Source organism: Actinomadura litoris (assembly GCF_009733595.1).
In the GTDB taxonomy this organism is placed as follows: Bacteria; Actinomycetota; Actinomycetes; order Streptosporangiales; family Streptosporangiaceae; genus Spirillospora; species Spirillospora litoris.
The window spans coordinates 430,834-449,359 of sequence record NZ_WOFH01000008.1 but is presented as its reverse complement, the minus strand read 5'-3'; the positions used below and the strand labels follow the sequence as shown (position 1 = coordinate 449,359).

At 73.7% G+C, this 18,526-nt stretch carries 19 protein-coding genes; 8 read left to right on the top strand and 11 right to left on the bottom strand.

Annotation, left to right across the window (positions count from 1 at the left end):
* The 3 genes from GNZ18_RS24215 to GNZ18_RS24205 form a co-directional block, all read left to right on the top strand.
* Nucleotides 1–1,856 (top strand): phosphoketolase family protein (locus GNZ18_RS24215; protein ID WP_156218804.1); only part of this gene is annotated, 1,856 nt, incomplete at its 5' end.
* Between the two features lie 18 nt (nucleotides 1,857–1,874).
* Nucleotides 1,875–2,978, top strand: coding sequence for an acetate/propionate family kinase (locus GNZ18_RS24210; RefSeq protein ID WP_156218803.1), 1,104 nt, complete (start codon nucleotides 1,875–1,877; stop codon nucleotides 2,976–2,978).
* Between the two features lie 234 nt (nucleotides 2,979–3,212).
* The gene (locus GNZ18_RS24205) at nucleotides 3,213–4,253 is read left to right on the top strand and encodes a zinc-dependent alcohol dehydrogenase family protein (RefSeq protein ID WP_156218802.1); all 1,041 of its coding nucleotides are present in this window, start codon (nucleotides 3,213–3,215) and stop codon (nucleotides 4,251–4,253) included.
* Between the two features lie 76 nt (nucleotides 4,254–4,329).
* Here GNZ18_RS24205 and gap read toward each other — a convergent pair whose 3' ends face one another.
* Nucleotides 4,330–5,328: a type I glyceraldehyde-3-phosphate dehydrogenase gene (gene gap, locus GNZ18_RS24200; RefSeq protein ID WP_156218801.1), complete on the bottom strand. Its 999-nt coding sequence runs from the start codon at nucleotides 5,326–5,328 to the stop codon at nucleotides 4,330–4,332.
* A gap of 306 nt (nucleotides 5,329–5,634) precedes the next feature.
* Here gap and GNZ18_RS24195 point away from each other — a divergent pair, with 306 nt between their 5' ends.
* Complete coding sequence (locus GNZ18_RS24195; protein WP_156218800.1) at nucleotides 5,635–6,132, top strand: flavodoxin domain-containing protein; 498 nt, start codon at nucleotides 5,635–5,637, stop codon at nucleotides 6,130–6,132.
* A gap of 53 nt (nucleotides 6,133–6,185) precedes the next feature.
* Nucleotides 6,186–7,061: a universal stress protein gene (locus tag GNZ18_RS24190; protein ID WP_156218799.1), complete on the top strand. Its 876-nt coding sequence runs from the start codon at nucleotides 6,186–6,188 to the stop codon at nucleotides 7,059–7,061.
* Between the two features lie 56 nt (nucleotides 7,062–7,117).
* Here the strand turns inward: GNZ18_RS24190 and GNZ18_RS24185 are convergent, their stop codons facing one another.
* Both GNZ18_RS24185 and GNZ18_RS24180 read right to left on the bottom strand, forming a co-directional pair.
* Nucleotides 7,118–7,552, bottom strand: coding sequence for a pyridoxamine 5'-phosphate oxidase family protein (locus GNZ18_RS24185; protein ID WP_156218798.1), 435 nt, complete (start codon nucleotides 7,550–7,552; stop codon nucleotides 7,118–7,120).
* Between the two features lie 68 nt (nucleotides 7,553–7,620).
* On the bottom strand, nucleotides 7,621–8,310 hold the full coding sequence (locus GNZ18_RS24180; RefSeq protein WP_156218797.1) for a response regulator transcription factor: 690 nt from the start codon (nucleotides 8,308–8,310) through the stop codon (nucleotides 7,621–7,623).
* Between the two features lie 139 nt (nucleotides 8,311–8,449).
* Between GNZ18_RS24180 and GNZ18_RS24175 the strand changes: the two genes are divergently transcribed.
* Nucleotides 8,450–10,171: a sensor histidine kinase gene (locus tag GNZ18_RS24175; RefSeq protein WP_156218796.1), complete on the top strand. Its 1,722-nt coding sequence runs from the start codon at nucleotides 8,450–8,452 to the stop codon at nucleotides 10,169–10,171.
* Between the two features lie 13 nt (nucleotides 10,172–10,184).
* Here the strand turns inward: GNZ18_RS24175 and GNZ18_RS24170 are convergent, their stop codons facing one another.
* The 7 genes from GNZ18_RS24170 to GNZ18_RS24140 all read right to left on the bottom strand — a co-directional run bounded on the left by GNZ18_RS24170 (nucleotide 10,185) and on the right by GNZ18_RS24140 (nucleotide 16,021).
* A complete protein-coding gene (locus GNZ18_RS24170) occupies nucleotides 10,185–10,760 on the bottom strand; it encodes an Rv1733c family protein (protein WP_156218795.1) in 576 nt (191 codons plus the stop codon).
* 241 nt (nucleotides 10,761–11,001) lie between these two features.
* On the bottom strand, nucleotides 11,002–11,433 hold the full coding sequence (locus GNZ18_RS24165) for a universal stress protein (protein WP_173390876.1): 432 nt from the start codon (nucleotides 11,431–11,433) through the stop codon (nucleotides 11,002–11,004).
* 103 nt (nucleotides 11,434–11,536) lie between these two features.
* Nucleotides 11,537–12,352, bottom strand: a complete 816-nt coding sequence (locus tag GNZ18_RS24160; RefSeq protein ID WP_156218793.1) for a DUF6544 family protein — start codon at nucleotides 12,350–12,352, stop codon at nucleotides 11,537–11,539.
* On the bottom strand, nucleotides 12,349–13,248 hold the full coding sequence (locus GNZ18_RS24155) for a carbamate kinase (RefSeq protein ID WP_156218792.1): 900 nt from the start codon (nucleotides 13,246–13,248) through the stop codon (nucleotides 12,349–12,351). The genes GNZ18_RS24160 and GNZ18_RS24155 overlap by 4 nt, the downstream gene beginning before the upstream one ends.
* The gene (argF, locus tag GNZ18_RS24150; RefSeq protein ID WP_156218791.1) at nucleotides 13,245–14,180 is read right to left on the bottom strand and encodes an ornithine carbamoyltransferase; all 936 of its coding nucleotides are present in this window, start codon (nucleotides 14,178–14,180) and stop codon (nucleotides 13,245–13,247) included. The genes GNZ18_RS24155 and argF overlap by 4 nt, the downstream gene beginning before the upstream one ends.
* Nucleotides 14,177–15,391, bottom strand: a complete 1,215-nt coding sequence (locus GNZ18_RS24145) for an arginine deiminase (protein WP_214619996.1) — start codon at nucleotides 15,389–15,391, stop codon at nucleotides 14,177–14,179. Before GNZ18_RS24145 ends, argF begins: the two co-directional genes overlap by 4 nt.
* Before the next feature lie 12 nt (nucleotides 15,392–15,403).
* Nucleotides 15,404–16,021, bottom strand: a complete 618-nt coding sequence (locus GNZ18_RS24140; protein WP_156218790.1) for an amino acid permease — start codon at nucleotides 16,019–16,021, stop codon at nucleotides 15,404–15,406.
* A gap of 358 nt (nucleotides 16,022–16,379) precedes the next feature.
* Here GNZ18_RS24140 and GNZ18_RS24135 point away from each other — a divergent pair, with 358 nt between their 5' ends.
* Complete coding sequence (locus GNZ18_RS24135; RefSeq protein WP_156218789.1) at nucleotides 16,380–16,892, top strand: universal stress protein; 513 nt, start codon at nucleotides 16,380–16,382, stop codon at nucleotides 16,890–16,892.
* On the opposite strand, the gene GNZ18_RS24130 is transcribed toward GNZ18_RS24135, so the two are convergent.
* Nucleotides 16,887–17,348 carry a pyridoxamine 5'-phosphate oxidase family protein gene (locus tag GNZ18_RS24130; protein WP_156218788.1) on the bottom strand — a complete coding sequence of 154 codons (462 nt, stop codon included), beginning with the start codon at nucleotides 17,346–17,348 and terminating at the stop codon, nucleotides 16,887–16,889. The genes GNZ18_RS24135 and GNZ18_RS24130 overlap by 6 nt on opposite strands.
* A 161-nt stretch (nucleotides 17,349–17,509) precedes the next feature.
* Here GNZ18_RS24130 and GNZ18_RS24125 point away from each other — a divergent pair, with 161 nt between their 5' ends.
* Nucleotides 17,510–18,520 (top strand): Acg family FMN-binding oxidoreductase, encoded by a 1,011-nt coding sequence (locus tag GNZ18_RS24125; protein WP_156218787.1) that lies wholly within the window; start codon nucleotides 17,510–17,512, stop codon nucleotides 18,518–18,520.
* The last annotated feature ends 6 nt before the right edge of the window (nucleotides 18,521–18,526 follow it).

The following is an 18,526-nucleotide window of genomic DNA, read 5'->3' as shown; positions in this document are numbered from 1 at the left end:
TCGTCGGGGACGGGGAGGCCGAGACGGGGCCGCTGGCGGCGAGCTGGCATTCCAACAAGTTCCTCGACCCGGTGCACGACGGCGCCGTGCTGCCGATCCTGCACCTGAACGGCTACAAGATCGCGAACCCGGCGGTGCTCGCCCGGATCCCCGAGGAGGAGCTGGTCCGGCTCTTCGAGGGTTATGGGTACGCGCCCCTGGTGGTGGCAGGGGACGAGCCCGCCGTCATGCACCGCGAGATGGCGGCGGCGCTGGATCGGGCGCTGGAGGAGATCCAGGCCATCCAGCACGCGGCCCGTCAGGGCGGGGCGACCGCCAGGCCGCGCTGGCCGATGATCATCTTGCGTACGCCGAAGGGGTGGACGGGGCCGAAGGAGGTCGACGGTCTGCCGGTGGAGGGGACGTGGCGCTCCCATCAGGTCCCGCTCTCCGGGGTTCGGAACAATCCCGAGCACCTCGCGCAACTGGAGGCGTGGCTGCGCTCCTACCGTCCGGATGAGCTGTTCGACGACGAGGGGCGTCCGGTCGCGGAGCTTCTTGCATCGGCGCCTCGGGGCGAGCGGCGGATGAGCGCGAACCCGCACGCCAACGGCGGTCTGCTGCTGCGCCCGCTGGCCCTGCCCGATCGCCGTGCCTACGCCGTGCCGGTGGACAGGCACGGTACGGCCACCGCTGAGGCCACTCGGGTCCTCGGCGACTATCTGCGTGATGTCGTCGCGGGCAACCCGCGCATCTTCCGGATCATGGGACCGGACGAGACGGCGTCCAACCGGCTGGGCGCGGTCTTCGAGGTGACCGACCGGGCCTTCGAGGGCGAACTGCGCGACACCGACGAGCACCTGGCCCGCGGCGGGCAGGTCATGGAGGTGCTGAGCGAGCATCTGTGCCAGGGATGGCTGGAGGGCTACCTCCTGACCGGACGGCATGGGCTGTTCAACAGCTATGAGGCGTTCATCCACATCGTGGACGCGATGTTCAACCAGCACGCGAAATGGTTGAACGTCACGCGCGGGCTGCCGTGGCGGCGTCCGATCGCCTCGCTGAACTATCTGCTGTCCTCGCATGTGTGGCGGCAGGACCACAACGGCTTCACCCACCAGGACCCCGGCTTCCTGGACGTGGTGATGAACAAGAAGCCCGAGATCGTCCGGGTGTACCTGCCGCCGGACGCCAACACGCTGCTGTCGGTGGGCGACCACTGCCTCCGCTCCCGCGACTACGTCAACGTCATCGTCGCCGGAAAGCAACCCGCGCCGGTCTGGCTGTCGATGGAGGAGGCGGAGCACCACTGCGTGCGCGGTATCGGCATCTGGGAATGGGCCTCCACCGACGAGGGCGCCGACCCCGACGTCGTGCTGGCGTGCGCGGGCGACGTGCCCACGCTGGAGACCCTGGCGGCGGTCGACATCCTGCGGCGCTTCCTCCCCGAGTTGAGGATCCGGGTGGTGAACGTGGTCGACCTCATGCGCCTGCAACCGGTCGAGGAGCACCCGCACGGGTTGTCCGACGCCGAGTTCGACGCGCTGTTCACCACCGACAAGCCCGTCATCTTCGCCTTCCACGGCTATCCGTACCTCGTCCACCGGCTCACCTACCGCCGCAACGGGCACCACAACCTGCACGTCCGCGGCTACAAGGAGGAAGGCACCACGACGACGCCGTTCGACATGGTCATGCTCAACGACCTGGACCGCTTCCACCTCGTCATGGACGTCATCGACCGCGTCCCCACCCTCGGCGGCCGCGTCGCCCACATCCGACAGCGCATGGCCGACGAACGGCTCCGGCTGCGCGCCCACACGCGCGAACACGGCGAGGACGCCCCCGAGATCCGCGACTGGACCTGGCCCTACTGAAAAGCCCAAGGAGTCGTGATGCGGATCCTCACCGTCAACCCAGGTTCCAGCAGCCTCAAGATCAGCCTGCTGGAGCCGGACGATGCCCTTCACACGCGTATCGAGTTGCCCACCGGCGGCGCGGACCGCCAAGCCGAACGCGTGCTCGCACAGGTGGCGCGACTGCCGCGACCCGACGCGGTCGGCGTCCGCTTCGTCCATGGCGGCCGTGACCACACGCGTCCCGTGCTGATCGACGAGGAGGTCACCAAGCGGCTGTACGCGCTGGCGGACCTGGCGCCGCTGCATCAGCCGCAGTCGCTGTACGCGCTCGGCGAGATCCGGAGGGCGCTGCCCGGCGTCCCCGCCGTGGCCTGCTTCGACACCGCCTTCCACGCGGACCTGCCCGACGCCGCCGCCACCTACGCGCTGCCGGTCGAATGGCGCGAGCGGTTCGGTCTGCGCAGGTACGGCTTCCACGGCCTGTCGCACGCCTACGCCACGCGCCGGGCGGCGGAGCTGCTCGGCGCCGCCCCGTCCGGCCTGCGCATGGTGGTGTGCCACCTGGGCGCCGGGGCGTCGCTGGCCGCGGTGGACGGGGGCCGGTCGGTCGACACCACGATGGGCTTCACACCGTTGGACGGCCTCGTCATGGCGACCCGGGCGGGGGCGATCGATCCGGGCATTCCGCTGTGGCTGCTCGCCCACGGCGTCCCCGCCAGGGAGATCGGCGACGTCCTCGAACACCGGTCGGGGCTGCGCGCCCTGGCCGGCACGGGCGACATGCGCCGGCTGCGGGCTCGTGCCGCGTCGGGTGACGAGGCGGCGGAGGCGGCGCTCGCGGTGTACCACCACAGGCTGCGCGCCGCCGCCGCCGCGATGACGGCGGCGTTGGGCGGTCTCGACGCCCTGGTGTTCACCGGCGGGGTGGGCGAGCACGATCCCGACCTGCGGCGGCGGCTGGTCGCGGGGATGGCCCACCTGGGCGCCGAGATCGACCCCGCGCTCAACGCCGCCGCCCGCGGCGACGCCCTGATCAGCCCGGCGGGCGCGCGGGTCGCGACCATCGTGGTCACGGCCCGCGAGGACCTGGAGATCGCCGCGGGAACCCGCTCGGCCCTGACGGGGACCGCGGCGCCCTAGCGCGGCTCTGCGGCGAAGGTGTTTCTCCGACCTCGGGGGAGTGCCATGGACACCGTCGCGATGGCGGTGGCGGGCGCCCTCCTGGCCTTGGGGGGGCGGTGCGCCGTTCGGGCGCCGGGACCTCACCGGCGACTGAACGTCCCTCCCGGCTGGGACGTTCGGCACTGGTCGCGCCGGACGGGGCGGGGCGAGCCTCGAAGTGACGGTGAGCAACGGTGACGAAGGAGGCCCGTCATGCGAGCGCTGGTGTACCACGGCCCCGGGCAGAAGGCGTGGGAGGAGGTCCCCGACCCGGTGATCACCGATCCCGGCGACGCGGTGGTGCGCGTCGACGCGGTGACGATCTGCGGAACGGACCTGCACATCCTCAAGGGCGACGTTCCAGAGGTCACCGGCGGGCGGATCCTCGGGCACGAGGCGGTCGGGACGGTCGAGGAGGTCGGGCCGGGCGTGCGGACGGTCGAGCCGGGGGACCAGGTCCTGGTCTCCTGCATCACCGCGTGCGGGACGTGCCGGTTCTGCCGCGAGACCCGCTACGGCCAGTGCCTGGGCGGCGGGGGCTGGACCCTCGGCCACACGATCGACGGAACCCAGGCCGAGTACGTCCGGGTGCCGTTCGCCGACACCTCGACGCATCCCGTGCCCGCCGGAGCCGCGCCCCAGGACGTGCTGATGCTCGCCGACATCCTGCCGACCGGATACGAGGTCGGCGTGCTCAACGGCGGGGTGCGGCCGGGCGACGTCGTCGCCGTCGTCGGCGCCGGCCCCATCGGGCTGTCGGCGGTCATGGGCGCGCGGCTGTTCAGCCCGAGCCACGTCATCGCCGTCGACCTCGCCGACGGCCGGCTGGATGCGGCCAGGGCCTTCGGCGCGGACGTCACCGTGAACAACTCCCGGGAGGACCCGCTCCCGGTGGTCCGGGAGATGACCGGCGGGCTGGGGGCGGACGTGACGATCGAGGCGGTCGGGGTCCCGGACGCGTTCGAGTCGGCCGTGGCCCTGGCACGTCCGGGCGGGCGGATCGCCAATATCGGCGTTCACGGCCGTCCGGCGGCGCTGCATCTGGAAGAGCAGTGGATCCGGGACATCACGATCACCACCGGCCTGGTGGACACCTTCTCCACGCCCACGCTGATGCGCCTGATCACCGGCGGGCAGCTCGACGCCGGGCGGTTCGTCACCCACCACTTCGCGCTGGAGGAGTTCCCCCAGGCCTACGAGGTGTTCGCGGACGCCGCCGGGACCGGGGCGCTCAAGGTCGTCCTGACCAGGTGAGCGGCGTCCCGCGCGGTGGCCGCGGCCTCCGTCCGGAGACCGCGGCCGCGCGGTTTCAGGGGCTTCAGGGGAGCGGTCACAGGCGGGCGGCGATGTGGTCGACGAGGTCGGCCAGGCGGCAGGTGTAGCCCCACTCGTTGTCGTACCAGCCGAAGATCTTCACCAGCTCGCCGCCGGACTGGGTGAGCGGCGCGTCGAAGACGCAGGACGCGGAGTCGCCGATCACGTCGCGGGAGACGATCGGGTGGGTGTTGTAGCGGAGGATCCCCGCGAGGGAGCCGCCCGCGGCCTCGGCGAACGCCTCGTTGATCTCCTCGGCGGTCGTCGGCCGCTCCAGCAGGCAGGCGAGGTCCACGAGCGAGCCGTCCTCCACGGGCACGCGCAGCGCCATGCCGTCGAACCGTCCCGCCAGCTCGGGGATCACGACCCCGACCGAGCGGGCGGCGCCCGTGCTGGTCGGGATCACGTTCACGGCCGCCGACCGGGCCCGGTGCAGGTCCTTGTGCGGGGAGTCGAGGAGGTTCTGGTCGTTGGTGTATCCGTGGACGGTGGTCATGAAGCCCTTGACGACGCCGAAGGTCTCGTGGAGCACCTTGGCCATCGGCGCGACGCAGTTGGTCGTGCACGAGGCGTTGGAGACGACGGTGTGCAGGTCGGGCTCGTAGGTCCGCTCGTTCACGCCCATCACGACCGTGGCGTCCACGCCCTTGCCGGGCGAGGACAGCACGACCTTGCGCGCCCCGGACTTCAGATGCGCGGCGGCGTCCTCCCGCCTGCGCAGCCGGCCGGTCGACTCGATGACGATCTCGGCGCCGACGGAGCCCCAGTCGAGGTCGCGCGGGTCGTGGTGGGCGGTCACGGGGATCGGGCGGCCATCGATGACCAGGGCCGTGCCGTCGTGCTCGACCGTCCGGCCGAGCCTTCCGTAGGTGGAGTCGTACATGAGCAGGTGCGCGAGCGTGGCGGTGTCGGCGATGTCGTTGATCGCGGCGATCTCCTGCCCGCGCTCCAGCGCCAGCCGCAGGTAGTTGCGGCCGATGCGGCCGAATCCGTTGATCCCCACCGCAGGTGCCATCGTCTTCTCCTGTTCACCGGGCCTGTGGTCGTCCAGGGCCCGTGTCCGCGGACGTCCTGGATCGCGTTTCCAGGGTTCGCCGATCGGGGGCGCGGCCCTAGGGACCTTGGTCATCACGGATCGGCCGTGAGGTCCCGACCCGGCGGCACGTCCGGCACCTGATGCGGCCGCGGGGCCGAAGGTCCCCCGAACCCCGGACGGAGGCCACTGCCCCCCGCGCGGGCGTGGGCGGAGGCTGGAGTTCCCAGTCCGGGAGTACGAGCGGCGGTCGGCCGCCGCGGCCCGGGCGCCAGCGAAGGAGTCGTCATGGTCCGTGTGCTGGTCGCCTACGCGTCCGAGCGGGGCGGCACCGCCGAGATCGCCGACTGGATCGGCGCGGAGCTGCGCGCGTCCGGGATGGAGCCCGACGTGCGGTCGGCGGGCTCGGTCCCCTCCGTCGACGGATATGACGCCGTCGTTCTCGGCGGTGCGCTCTACGCCGGGCGCTGGCACCGTGAGGCGCGGCACTTCGCCCAACGGTTCGCCGAGGAGCTGGCCACGCGGCCGGTATGGCTGTTCAGCAGCGGCCCCCTCGACCACACGGCCGAGGAGAAGGACGTGGACCCGGTGCCGGGCGTCGCCAAGGTCGCCCGCAGGCTGGGCGCCAGGGGCCACGCCACGTTCGGCGGCAGCCTCGCCCCCGACGCCCGCGGCCTCCTCGCCTCCAAGATCGCGAAACGCGCGGGCGGCGACTACCGGGACCACGACCACGTCCGGGCCTGGGCGGGCGAGGTCGCCCGGGAAATCCTGACGGTCGGTACATGATCGAAGGACCAAGGTCCTCGGGTGGCGGCACGGCGGTGCCCTAGCGTGCGGGTATGAACCAGATCGTCGTCGGAGCGGACGGCTCGGAGCAGAGCCTCGCCGCGACCGCATGGGCGGCCGAGGAGGCCGCCCGCCGAGGCGCCTCACTGCGCGTCGTCCTTGTCGTGGCCCCTTGGCTGTTCGACGTCCCGGTGGATCCGCGGGCCGGGGCGGTGCGGAAGTGGCTGCTGGACGGTGGGGAGGAGATCGTCGGCCGTGCCGTCGCCGTCGCCCGCGAGCGCGCGCCCGGCGTGGAGGTGACTGGCGTCCAGCGGGGAGGCAACGCCGCCGAGGTGCTGATGGAAGAGGCGCGGGACGCACTGATGCTGGTCGCCGGCACGCGCGGCACCGGCGGCCTCACCGGACTGGTGCTGGGGTCGGTCGCGCTTCAGGTCGCCTCGCACGCGGAACGCCCCGCCGTGATCGTCCCAGCCGGTGAGGCCGCCGACGGGGGCCACGGGGAGGTCGTGGTCGGGGTGGACGGCTCGGCCGGAAGCGCCGCGGCGATCGGGTTCGCCTTCGAGGAGGCGGCCCTGCGGCGCGCCCGGTTGCGCGCGGTTCTGGCGTGGACGCACCCGGCGTCCACCGCGCCGGAGGCCCTGCGCCCTCCGGCGTTCGATCCGGAGAATGCGCGGGCCGAGAGGGAACGCGCCCTCGCGGAGTCGCTCGCTGGATGGTGCGAGCGGTTCCCCGAGGTCGAGGTGGCGCGGGAGGTCGTCTACCGCCGGGCCGTCCGGGCCCTGGCGGATGCCTCGGCCGGCGCCGAACTGCTGGTGGTCGGCTCGCGGGGGCGCGGCGGGTTCACCGGGCTCCTGCTCGGCTCGGTCGGTCACGCGATGCTGCACCGCGCCGCCTGCCCCGTCGCCGTGGTCCGTTCGCCGCGGGACTGACCGGGCACTCGGGGGCGGCCGTGCGCTCAACCCGGCCGCCCCTCGGCGAGCCGCCCTCAGCAGGCCTTCGCCGAGGCCATGGGAGTGTGCGGGATCCTGCGTCCGGAGAGCAGTTCGGTGCGGACGGTGATGAAGTGGTCGCGTTCCTCCGGAACCCAGCTGTGCAGCGGCAGGCCCTGGAGGACGGCGATCTGCTCGTGCTCGGTGACGAGCCTGGCGCGGCCGACGACGACCACCGACCAGCCGGTGCGGGTATCGGCGTCGAAGTCGTCGATCTCGAAGGCGACGACGGTGTCGGTGGCGGCGCGGGCGAGCCTGGAGTCGCGGGCGGTGCGGATGACCACGTCGGTGCCGTGGAGGGCGTAGTTGACGGGCTGCACGGCCGGGAGGGCGCGGTCGGTGAACACGATGCGTCCGATGACCGCGCGGGAGAGCAGGGCACGGCATTCGTCCGTATCGAGGATCTCCAGCCCGCCATGGTCGAATTGCATGTCCTCAGAATCCCCTGAAGCGAGCACGAGCGTCAGGGCCAAAGGTCCCGACGCCGGTGCCGGGCGTCCTATGCCTCGTGTCCCGGTTGGCGGGCGGCGTCGGCCTTGAGCTGCGCGGCGAACGCCGCGGCCTGGGTCCGGCGGCTCATTCCGAGTTTGGCGAAGATGCTGGAGATGTAGTTCTTGACGGTCTTCTCCGCCAGGTACATCCGCTCGCCGATCTGACGGTTGGTCAGCCCTTCGCCGATGAGTTCGAGGATGTGGCGTTCCTGATCCGACAGGGCCTCAAGGGGGTCCTTCTTCTCCTGGCGGGTGCGGATGCGTTCGAGCATCCGGGCGGTGCTGCGGGGGTCCAGCAGCGACTGGCCGGACGCGACCGTGCGGACCGCGCCGACCAGGTCGGAGCCGTGGATCTGCTTCAGGACGTATCCGGCGGCCCCCGCCATGACGGCCTGGAACAGCGCCTCCTCGTCGTCGAACGAGGTGAGCATCAGGCACGCCACCTCGGGCATCCGCGAGCGGATCTCGCGGCAGACGCTCACGCCGTCGCCGTCGGGCAGCCGGACGTCCAGCACGGCCACATGCGGGCGGGCCGCCGGGATGCGCGCGAGGGCGTGCGCCGCGGAGCCGGCCTCGCCGACGATCTCGATGTCGTCCTCGGAGGACAGCAGGGCCGCCACACCTCGGCGGACGACCTCGTGGTCGTCCATGAGGAACACCCGGATGGCGCCCCCGCCTTCCTGGTCGCTGCCGGTCATCGTCCCGTCCCCTGCCGTCGTGTCTTTACCCCGACGCTACCCGCGCCGGAGGCGGCCACCAAGAACATCAGGTCCCACGATCCCGGGACCAAGGTCCCGAAGCTGACACCGGCAAGCCGGGACGGGAATACTGACATCCATGGCTCCAGTGTCAGGGTTCGGTGAGGAACCCGCCCGGATGATCCTTCCCCAGTTGCAGTTGGACGATCTGCTGACGGAGTTGCAGGCGCGCCTGGAAACCGCGCGGGCCACGCGGGACCGGGTGCACGCGCTGCTGGAGGCCGTGGTCTCGATCGGCGGCGAGCTGGACCTGGCCTCGGTGCTGCGGCGGATCATCGAGTCGGCCACGACGCTGGTCGACGCCCGCTACGGCGCGCTCGGCGTGATCGGCGAGGAGGGCGAGCACCTGGTCGAGTTCATCACCGTCGGGGTCGGCGAGGACGAGATCGAGGCGATCGGGCACTGGCCGCACGGGCACGGGATCCTCGGGTTGCTGATCAAGGAGCCGCGCCCGCTGCGGCTGCCCGACCTGGCCGACCATCCCGAGTCGTACGGTTTCCCGGCCAACCATCCGCCGATGCGGAGCTTCCTCGGTGTGCCGATCCGGGTGCGGGACGAGGTTTTCGGCAACCTTTACCTGACCGAGAAGGCCGGGGGTGGGGAGTTCGAGGAGGAGGACCAGGTCGTGGTGTCGGCGCTGGCGACCGCCGCCGGTGTCGCGATCGAGAACGCCCGGCTGTACGAGGAGACGCGGCGGCGGCAGCGGTGGCTGGAGGCGTCGGCGGAGATCTCGACGGCGCTGCTGTCGGGGACCGACCCGCACGAGGTGACCGCGCTCGTCGCGGTGCGCGCCCGGGAGATCGCCGACGCCGACCTCGCGGCGGTGGCGGTCGTCGGCGGGGACGGGCGGACGTTCACCGTGCAGGCCGCCGACGGCATGAACGCCGAGGCGCTGAGGGATCTGCGCATCCCGCTGGACCACTCGGTCGCCGGGAAGGTGTTCACCGAGGGCGTCGCGCTCCGCGTCGCCGACGGGCAGGAGGCGGCCCGTGAGGCGGGGGTGCCCACGCAGGTGGAGGTGGGCCCGATGCTGGTGGTGCCGCTCGGGGTCGGGAGCGCGGCACGGGGAATGATCTCGGTGGTCAACGCTCCGGGCGGCGCGGTGTTCTCCGAGGGGACCCAGCGGCTGCTGGAGCCGTTCGCCGCCCAGGCGGCCGTGGCGCTGGAGCTCGCGGCGAGCCGCCGCGACACCGAGCGCCTGCTGCTGCTGGAGGACCGCGACCGGATCGCCAAGGACCTGCACGACACCGTGATCCAGCGGCTGTTCGCCACCGCGATGACGCTGATGTCCGCGATCAAGATCACCCAGAAGCCCGAGGTCGCGACCCGGGTGCAGCGCGCGGTGGACGACCTGGACGACACCATCCGGCAGATCCGCTCGTCCATCTTCGCCCTGCAGGCCGCGGCCGAGGAGGAGTCGCTGCGCGGCCGGGTGCACGAGCTGGTCGACACGGCCGCGCGGAACCTCGGGTTCGCGCCGACCGTCCGGCTGGACGGCCTGCTGGACACCGCCGTGGACGATCAGACCGGTGAGCATCTCCTGGCGGTGCTTCAGGAGTCGCTGTCGAACGTGGCCCGGCACGCCCGGGCGTCCGAGGCCATCGTGGTGATCGATGTCGGCGACCACGACCTGACCCTGCGGGTGGAGGACGACGGCGTCGGCATCCCCGAGGGCGGCCGCCGCAGCGGTCTGCGCAACATGGAGGAGCGCGCGAAGGGGCTGGGCGGCTCGTTCAGCACCCGGCCCCGCCTGGACGGCGGCACCACGCTGGTCTGGTGCGTCCCCTTGGCGGACGGCTGAGGGCGCCGCCGCGTCAGGGGATCCGGCGGGTGTCCCACTGCGCCCATTCGGCGGCCCACGCACGGTATCGCCGCCGGTCGCAGCGGTACCGGACGAGCAGGTACACGCCGAGCAGCGGCGCTCCCAGGGCCGCCGCGGCTCCGAGGACGGCGGTGAGGGCGTCGGCGATCGTCCGCGCGTGCCGCTGCGGCGGCTCGTCCGTGACGCCCGACGGCCCGGCCCATACCGCGCGGTGCTCACCCACGGTGCCGCCGCGGAACGCCGTGAACGACCCCGTCCGGGCCGTCCCGTCGGGGTCACGCCAGGTCACGGTGAGTGCGCGGCCCGAGCGCCGGTGGTCGACCTTGACCACGGTGGCCTCGACCCTGTGCCGGGTCGCCGCCTCGGACCGCTCGGCGTCCACGCCGGAGCCGTACGCGGCCCGCCCGGCCCGCAGGCACAGCGGTGGGGCCAGGCTCAGGAAGAGCATCAGCAGCGCGATGCCCAGCATCCACTGCCCGCGATCCACAGAGCGGCGCAGATCGTTGCGGTCGAAGCCGATTCGTCGCCGTAGCCGGTCCAGGCTCGGCCGTCGTCCCGTCGGCCTCATGCCCGCCTCCTCAAGCTCGTCTAAGGCGAGGCTAGGCACGCCGGCCAGGGCCTGCGCAGAGACCGATGTCCCTGCCGGCACGGACGTTCGGAGCGCTCTCCGCCCGCTCGGCCGGGACGAACGTCCCGGCCGGACGCGTCCAGGGCGCGGGTCGCGGAAGCCCGCCGGACACGCCATGAACCCGCCCTCGATCCGAGGGCGGGACGGTGGCGCGATCGTCTCCGGTATGCCGTGCCGGGGGTCAGGCGGTCTCGTCGCCGGCCGTGTCGTCGGCGCAGATCACCACGGGGCACCGCGTCCCCTGCCGCACGGCGGGGACGGTGTCGCCGCCGAACCGGTTGCCGTACTCGGAGTGCGCGCGGGCGCCGACGACGAGGAGCTCGGCGTGTCCGGCGGCCTCCGCGAGCTCCTTCCCGGGGTCGCCGTAGGCGATCCGGAGCCGGGTGGTGAGGTGCTGCGACCGGGGGATCGCGCGGGCCACCAGGTCGCGCAGCCGGAACCACTCGGTCGCGGTCCGCAGCAGCCGGGGCCTGGTCCCGGTCCCGGGGGCCAGCACGTGGACGACGTCCAGCCGCGCGTGGCGGTCGACGGCCTCGCGGGCGGCGCGGTGCAGCGCGGCCAGCGAGTTCGGCGACCCGTCGACGCCGACGACGACGCACCGTTGATCGGGCATGACCTGCATGTGAGCCTCCTTGGGTCACTTCCAGACTCGCGCCGGGCCGCCGCTCGCGGCAGTGCCGACCGTCCCGGGGGCGCGGGACCTTCGGCCCAGGGGGTCAGAAGTGTTCGTAGTGGTCCACCTGGAACCGGATGAACTCGCCCTCCGGCCAGCGGTCCGTGCCGTACCACCAGCCCGCGCTGAGCGACGCGGGGACGGTGCATCCGCCGAAGTCCGCCTCGCGGTGGACCACCACGCCGAAGCGGTGCTCACCGAAGGGGCCCCGGCCGGGGTCGCCCCAGCGGGGGAGCGTCACGGTCGTCAGCGCGCCCGACGGCGCGACCGTGAGGGTGACCGCGTGCACCGATCCGCCGATGGCGACGTGGGCGACGGCGCGCTCGCCGTCCACCGGCTCCCAGGTGACGAAGGGGGACAGCGCCGTGGCCGGGACGAGGACGAACTCGCTCGCCAGCCGTCCCGCCGCGCTGCGGGTGATGTCCGGCCCGCCGGCCGACATGACGGGGAGCGCGCCCAGCAGCCGCCACCGCATCTGGCCGTCGCCGCCGCTGTAGCGGTCGAAGCCCGCGACCGGCAGGTGCGCCACGCGCGCTTTCGCCGCCCAGATGAACCCGGTCGGCGGCCGTAGGATCTGCGTCGCCTCGAAGGGCCACCACGAGCCGAGGCGGATACGCCCGTGCATGCGCAATCGAGCCGCACCGTGCAGCGGCACGCCCTTTCCGATGGCGTGGCGCAGCCAGCGCCGGACGGGCTCGGGCAGGTGGTCGGCCATGGCGGGCTCGAACAGGCCCGGTTCCGGGGTCGGCTGGGCCAGGTCGGCCCAGTCGCGGCGGACCGGGGCTGGTGGCCGGGGAACCGCCGAGGCGGGCCACCGGGCGCGGTCGGTTCGCGCCGGGTGCCCGCGGCGACCGGTCACGGGGCCTCGACCCTCGTGCCCGCCGCCCCCGCCAGGAGTGCGGTGGCCTCGGTGAGCGAGCCGATCGCCGCGACGGCGCCCGGGCGGCTCTCGGCGAAGCGGCACGCCGCCTCCGCCTTGGGGCCCATGGAGCCGTCCGGCAGGCGCATGTCGCGCAGCGCGGCCGGGGTGGCCTCGCGGACGGGACGCGCGGCGGCGGTGCCGTGGCCGCGCATGACGGCGGGGACGTCGGTGAGCAGGAGCAGCATGTCGGCCTTCAGGTGCGCCGCCAGCAGGGCGCTCGCGAGGTCCTTGTCCACGACGGCCTCGACGCCGCGGTGGTCGGGGCCGGTCGGGACGCCGTCCCCGCCGACCGCGACGACCAGGCAGCCGTCCTCGACGAGGCGGGTGATGGTCGGCAGTTCCACGATGCCGCTCGGCTCGGGGGAGGGGACGGCGCGGCGCCAGAAGTCGCCGTCCCTGCGCATGGTCCAGCCGTGCTCGGCGTGCAGGCGGCCCGCGTCGGGCGCCGGGTAGGCCCGGCCGACGAACTTGGTGGGCCGGGCGAACGCCGGATCGCGGGGGTCGACGACGGTCTCGGTGAGGAGGGCGACCACCTCCCGGCCGGGGAGGTGGCGGCGCAGCTCCCGGGCGAGCCAGTAGCCGATCACGCCCTGGGTCTGGGCGCCGAGGGCGTCCAGCGGGTAGGGCGTCGAGAGCGCCGGGTCGGCGGCGCTCTCGACGGCGAGGAGGCCGATCTGGGGGCCGTTGCCATGGGTGACGACCAGGTCGTTGCCGACCGCCAGGTCTGCGAGCCCGCGGACGGCCTCACGGACGTGGGACACCTGGACGGACGCTTTCGGGTGCTCGCCCCGACGCAGCAGCGCGTTCCCGCCGAGGGCCGCGACGATCCTCATCGGTGCCCCTCCAGCCGTTCGGTGAGCAGCGCGTACAGGACGGCCTGCGCGGCGGGGAGCCGGTTGGCGGCCTGCCGGAAGGCCAGCGACCGGCCGCCGTCGATGACGCCCGGTGTGACCTCCTGGCCGCGGTGGGCGGGCAGGCAGTGCATGAAGACGGCGTCGCCGCCCGCCAGGGCCATGAGCCGTTCGTCGACCCGGTAGGGCGCCAGCGTCCTGAGGCGCCGTGTCCGCTCCCGGTCGGGGTCTCCCATGGACAGCCAGACGTCGGTGTAGACGACGCTCGCGCCCCTGACCGCCTCGGCGGGGTCGTGGGTGAGCGCGACCCGTCCACCGCGGCGGCGGGCCGCGGCGGTGGCGGACACCACGGCCCTCTCCGGTGGTTCGTGGCCGGGCGGGGAGGCGATCGCGACGTCCATCCCGGTGAGCGCGGCGGCCTCCATGAGGCTGCGGGCGACGTTGCCGCCGTCGCCGAGGTAGGCGACGCGGAGCCCGCGCAACCGCCCGAAGTGCTCCTGGACGGTGAGCAGGTCGGCGACGGCCTGCAGCGGGTGGTGCCCGTCGGTCAGCGCGTTGATCACGGGGATCGGGGCCGCCGCCGCGAGCCCGCGCACGTCGGCGTCCGCGTAGGTGCGGATCACGATGGCCGCCGCGTAGGAGCCCATCACGCGGGCGGTGTCGCCGATGGTCTCCCCGCGGCGCAGCTGCAACTCGTCGGGGCCGACGGTGACGGGCGTCCCGCCGAGCCGGGCCACGGCCGCCGCGGTCGACAGCCGTGTCCTGGTGGACGGCTTGGCGAAGTACATCGGCACGATGCGGTGGGTGAGCAGGTCCTGGGCGGAGCCGGGCTTGTCCTGGAAGCCGGCCGCGAGCTCCAGCAGCAGCGCCAGGTCGTCGCTGGTCAGGTCGGTGATGCGCAGGAAGTCCTTCATGGGGTGGCCTCGTCTCGCTGGAGGGGGCAGGACATGCAGCGGGGACCGCCGCGCCCGCGGCCGAGTTCGCCGCCGGGGATGGTGACGACCTCGACGCCGTGGCGGCGGAGCATGGTGTTGGTGGTGACGTTGCGCTCGTAGGCGACGACCACGCCGGGCTCGACGGCGAGGACGTTGTTCCCGTCGTCCCACTGCTCGCGCTCGGCGGCCCGCACGTCCTGCCGGGCGGCGAGGACGCGCACGCGGCCCACGCCGAGCGCGCGGGCGATCGCCGGGAAGAGCGCCTCGTTCTCGTGCACCAGCACCTCCCGGCCGTGGTCGCGGCCGGGAGTGAGCGTGTAGGAGCGCAGCGGCGGCAGGTCGGCGTAGACGGTGAAGGCGTCGTGGTCGACCATGGTCATGACGGTGTCCAGGTGCATGAAGGCGCGCCGCGCCGGCAACCGGGCGGCGATGACCCGCCGCGCCGCCCCGGCGGTGAACAGCCGCTGGGCGAGCAGCTCGATGGCCTGCGGTGTGGTGCGCTCGCTCATCCCGATCAGCACGAGGCCCTCGCCGAGCACGTGGACGTCCCCGCCCTCGATGGGCGGCAGCGCGAAGTCCCCGCCCGGGTACCAGACGGGGAAGGGGTGCCCGGTGAACATCGGGTGGTGCCGGTAGACGGCGGAGAGGTGCGCTGTCTCGCGGCGCCGCGCGGCCTTGGCCATCGGGTGCAGCGTCACCCCGCCGTGGACCCACGCGGACGGATCGCGGGTGAACAGGTGGTTGGGCAGCGGCGGCAGCACGAAGTCGCCGTCGTCCAGGGAGGCCAGCAGCAGGCTGTGGACGGCCAGGCCCAGCTCTGCCTTGGTGAGCCCCCCGATCAGATGCCGGGCGAGCGTGCCGGGGTCGAACTCCTCCAGCACCGCGCGGACGGGCCCGGCGAGCGTCGGGCCGAGCGCCGCGTCGGCGGCGGTGTGGTCGAGCACCTGCGCCCGGGCCTCGTCGATCTTGAGCGTCTCGGCGAGCAGGTCGGCGAGGTAGTGCACCCGGACGCCGCGTTCGCGCAGCGCGTCGGCGAGCACGTCGTGCTCCTGGCGGGCGCGCTTGGCCCACAGCACCTCGTCGAAGAGCAGGTCGTCCTTGTTGGCCGGGGTGAGGCGGAGGAGTTCCAGGTCGGGGCGGTGCAGCAGCACCTGCCGCAGCCGTCCGACCTCGGAGGAGACGGTGAACACGGGCCTGTCCTTTCACGCGGCCTGGGCGGGGGGTCCGGGTTCGCCGGCCGGGCCGGGCCGGCCCGCCGGGTGATCGCCGGCCGCCGGGACGGGCGTCCGCCGGGCGCTGCCCCCGCCGGCGTTGAACTCGCCGGAGTTGCCGGACTTCACGAAGAAGAGCCCGCCCACCGCGACCAGCAGCGGTGGTGCGAGCCTGACGACCGTCGTCACCACCTGTACGGCGCCCGCCTGCCGGACCCCGTAGGCGTTGACCGCCGTCAGCGACCAGACCGCCGCCGGCCCCACCCCGGCGGCGAGGATCCTGTCGGTGGCCAGGGCGTGCCGGAAACGAGCGAGATAGCCGACGGACGCCACCGCGATCGCCGCGTTGCCCGCCCACACGGCGATTCGGTACCCCCACGCCGTCTGGAAGCCGACGAAGTCGCCGAAGGTCCGCCGCGCGTAGGCGTAGGGGCCGCCGGTGCGCTGACAGGCGCGGGCCAGGCGCGCGAACACCAGGGCCAGCAGCATCGCCCCGGTCGCGGTGAACCCCCACGCGATCAGGCTGATCGGCCCGTGCTCGGCCAGCGGGCTCGGCAGCGGGAACACGCCCGACCCGGTCATGTTGCCGACCACGAGTGCGGAGGCCATCCAGACCCCGAGCTCGCGGTGCGCGGGGCCTCGCCCTCATGAGCGCCTCCTTCGTCGGCCGCGGTTCGCGGCGACTCCAGACGACCACCGTGGGCGGGGTGGGGCGCCGGGCGTCCGTCCCCGGGAGGCAAGGACCAAGGTCCTCCTTCCGCGGTCCGCCCGTCCCGACCGGGGCACGCGGTAGGGATTCCGGCGGGACGGGCCTCGGGCGGAACCGCGGCCGCCGCCGGAAAGGGACCTTCGGCCCGCGGCGACGGGCGTCCGACCCTGGAAGCGGGCGGTGCCGGTCGCGAGCATGTGGGACGAAGCGACCGAGGCACCTGGCCCGAGACCGGTGCCCTGACCTCCGGGAGAGACCATGTCCGCCCGCCTGCTGCTCGCCGTCGAGGACTCGCCCGCGGCGCTCGCCGCCGCCCGGTACGCCGTGGAACTGGCGCGAACGCTGCACGCCGGGATCACGGCGGTGGCCGTCGTGCCCAACGGCGCCCTGGTCGCCACCGCCACCGCCACCGCCACCGCCACCGCCGGCACCTTCGACGTGCCGAACGGCGACGGCCCCACCCACCCGCCCGCGCGCACGGTGCTCGGCCACATCGAACGCCTCGCGCATCTGGAGGAGGTGAGGCTCCAGACGGTCCGGCGTTCCGGGGACGTCGCCCGGCGCGTCCTGGACGAGGCGCGCCGCGTCGGCCCCGACCTGATCGTTCTCGGCCGCGCGGAGAACTCCGCCTCGGCGGACCGCGCGGTGCTCGCTCCGTGGGTCACGCGCGTCCTGGAGTCGGCGCACCAGCCCGTGCTCGTGGTTCCGGCGGAATGGCGCCCTCGCGGATCCCGCCCGGCCCGTGGGCCGCTGGGCCGCCCCGGTTCATGAGACGCCCGGCAGGGCCCGCGACCGGGAAGGGATCTCGAAGAGATGCGCGGAGGCGAGGCGCACGCCGGAGACCTGGCGGCAGGTGATGCGGATGAACGCCTCACGCGCGCCGGGCGCCCACGGCCGCGGCAGGAGCCGCGCCAGATGCCTCGCCTCGGACTCGTCCGTGACCGCGCGGGCCCGTCCGACGGCGGTGACCGCCCAGCCCGTCCGGGCCGCGGCGTCGATGTCGTCGATCTCGAACGCGACGATGGCGCCGCGCAGCGCGGTCTCGAACTTCGAGCCGGGCATGGTACGGATGACCAGGGTCTCGTCCCCGTCCACGGCGAAGGTGACCGGCTGTATCGCCGGCAGTGCCTGGTCGGTGTAGACCACCCTGCCGACGGGAGCCGACCGCAGCAGCGCGAGGCATTCCTCGCGGTCGAGCGCCCTCGAACTCGTCCCATCGTTTCTCATGCGTCCAGGTTCGGTGCCGGGGCGGGGGCCGTGTCAGAGGCGAACGTCCCTGGTCGGACGCGGTTCGGCGGGCGGACGTCCCGGACGGCGCGGACCTTCGGCCCTGCCCGGCACGCGTACGGGCGTGATGGTCTGGAAGCGATGAAAACTGGGGAGGAAGCATGCGATCACGACACGACACCGCCGCAGATCTCCGGGTGGAGGCCCTTCGGGCCGCCGTGGGGGACGCGGTCTGGGCCCCGTCGATCCACAACACCCAGCCGTGGCGGTTCACGTCGCGGGGTTCGCGGGTCAGCCTGCGGGCCGACGCCGACCGCCGGCTGGGCGTCGCCGACCCCGACGGCCGCGAGATGCTGATCAGTTGCGGCGCGGCCTTGTTCAACCTCCGGCTGGGGCTCCGGGCGCGGGGCCTGGACCCCGAGGTCGTGCTGCTGCCCGATCCCGACCGCCCGCACCTGCTGGCCGACGTCGAGGCCGTCCCGGGTGAGGAGCCCGAGGACTACACCCGGCTGATGCACGGACAGGTCCGTCGGCGCCGCAGCCATCGCGGCGGGTTCACGGCCGAGCCCGTCCCCGACTCCGTGCTGGCGGCGGTCCGGAGCGAGGCCGAGACCGAGGGCGCCCGGTTCATCCAGGCCGTGGACGCGCACGTCAAGGGCGCCTTGGCCGCGCTCAACAACGCCGCCGAGCACATCCAGCGCCGCACCCCCTCCTACGCGAGCGAGATCGCCCGCTGGGCCCCGGCCCCGGGCAGCCGCCGCGCCGACGGCGTCCAGCACGAGTCCTATCCGCGCACCGCACCGCGCACCGAGCCGCACTTCGCCGCCCGTGACTTCGCGCGCGGGCGGGGCTGGGGCATGGAACCCGCGAACGGGACGGAGACACCGCCGGCCGGTGTGGTGCTCTTGCTGGTCACCGCTGGCGACGAGCCCGCCGACTGGCTGCGGGCCGGGCAGGGACTCCAGCGGAGCCTGCTGCGCGCGTCCGAGCACGGGTTCGCCGCCGCCTACCACACGCAGGCGCTCCAGATCCCGGAGCTGCGCGCGTTCGTTCGCACCCATTTCTGCGGCGCCGGCCATCCGCAGCTGCTGCTGCGGCTCGGCGTCCCCGACACCGAGGACCTGGCCAGCGTCCGCCGCCCGCTGGAGGACGTCCTGACCGAGGAACCCTGAGCCGGC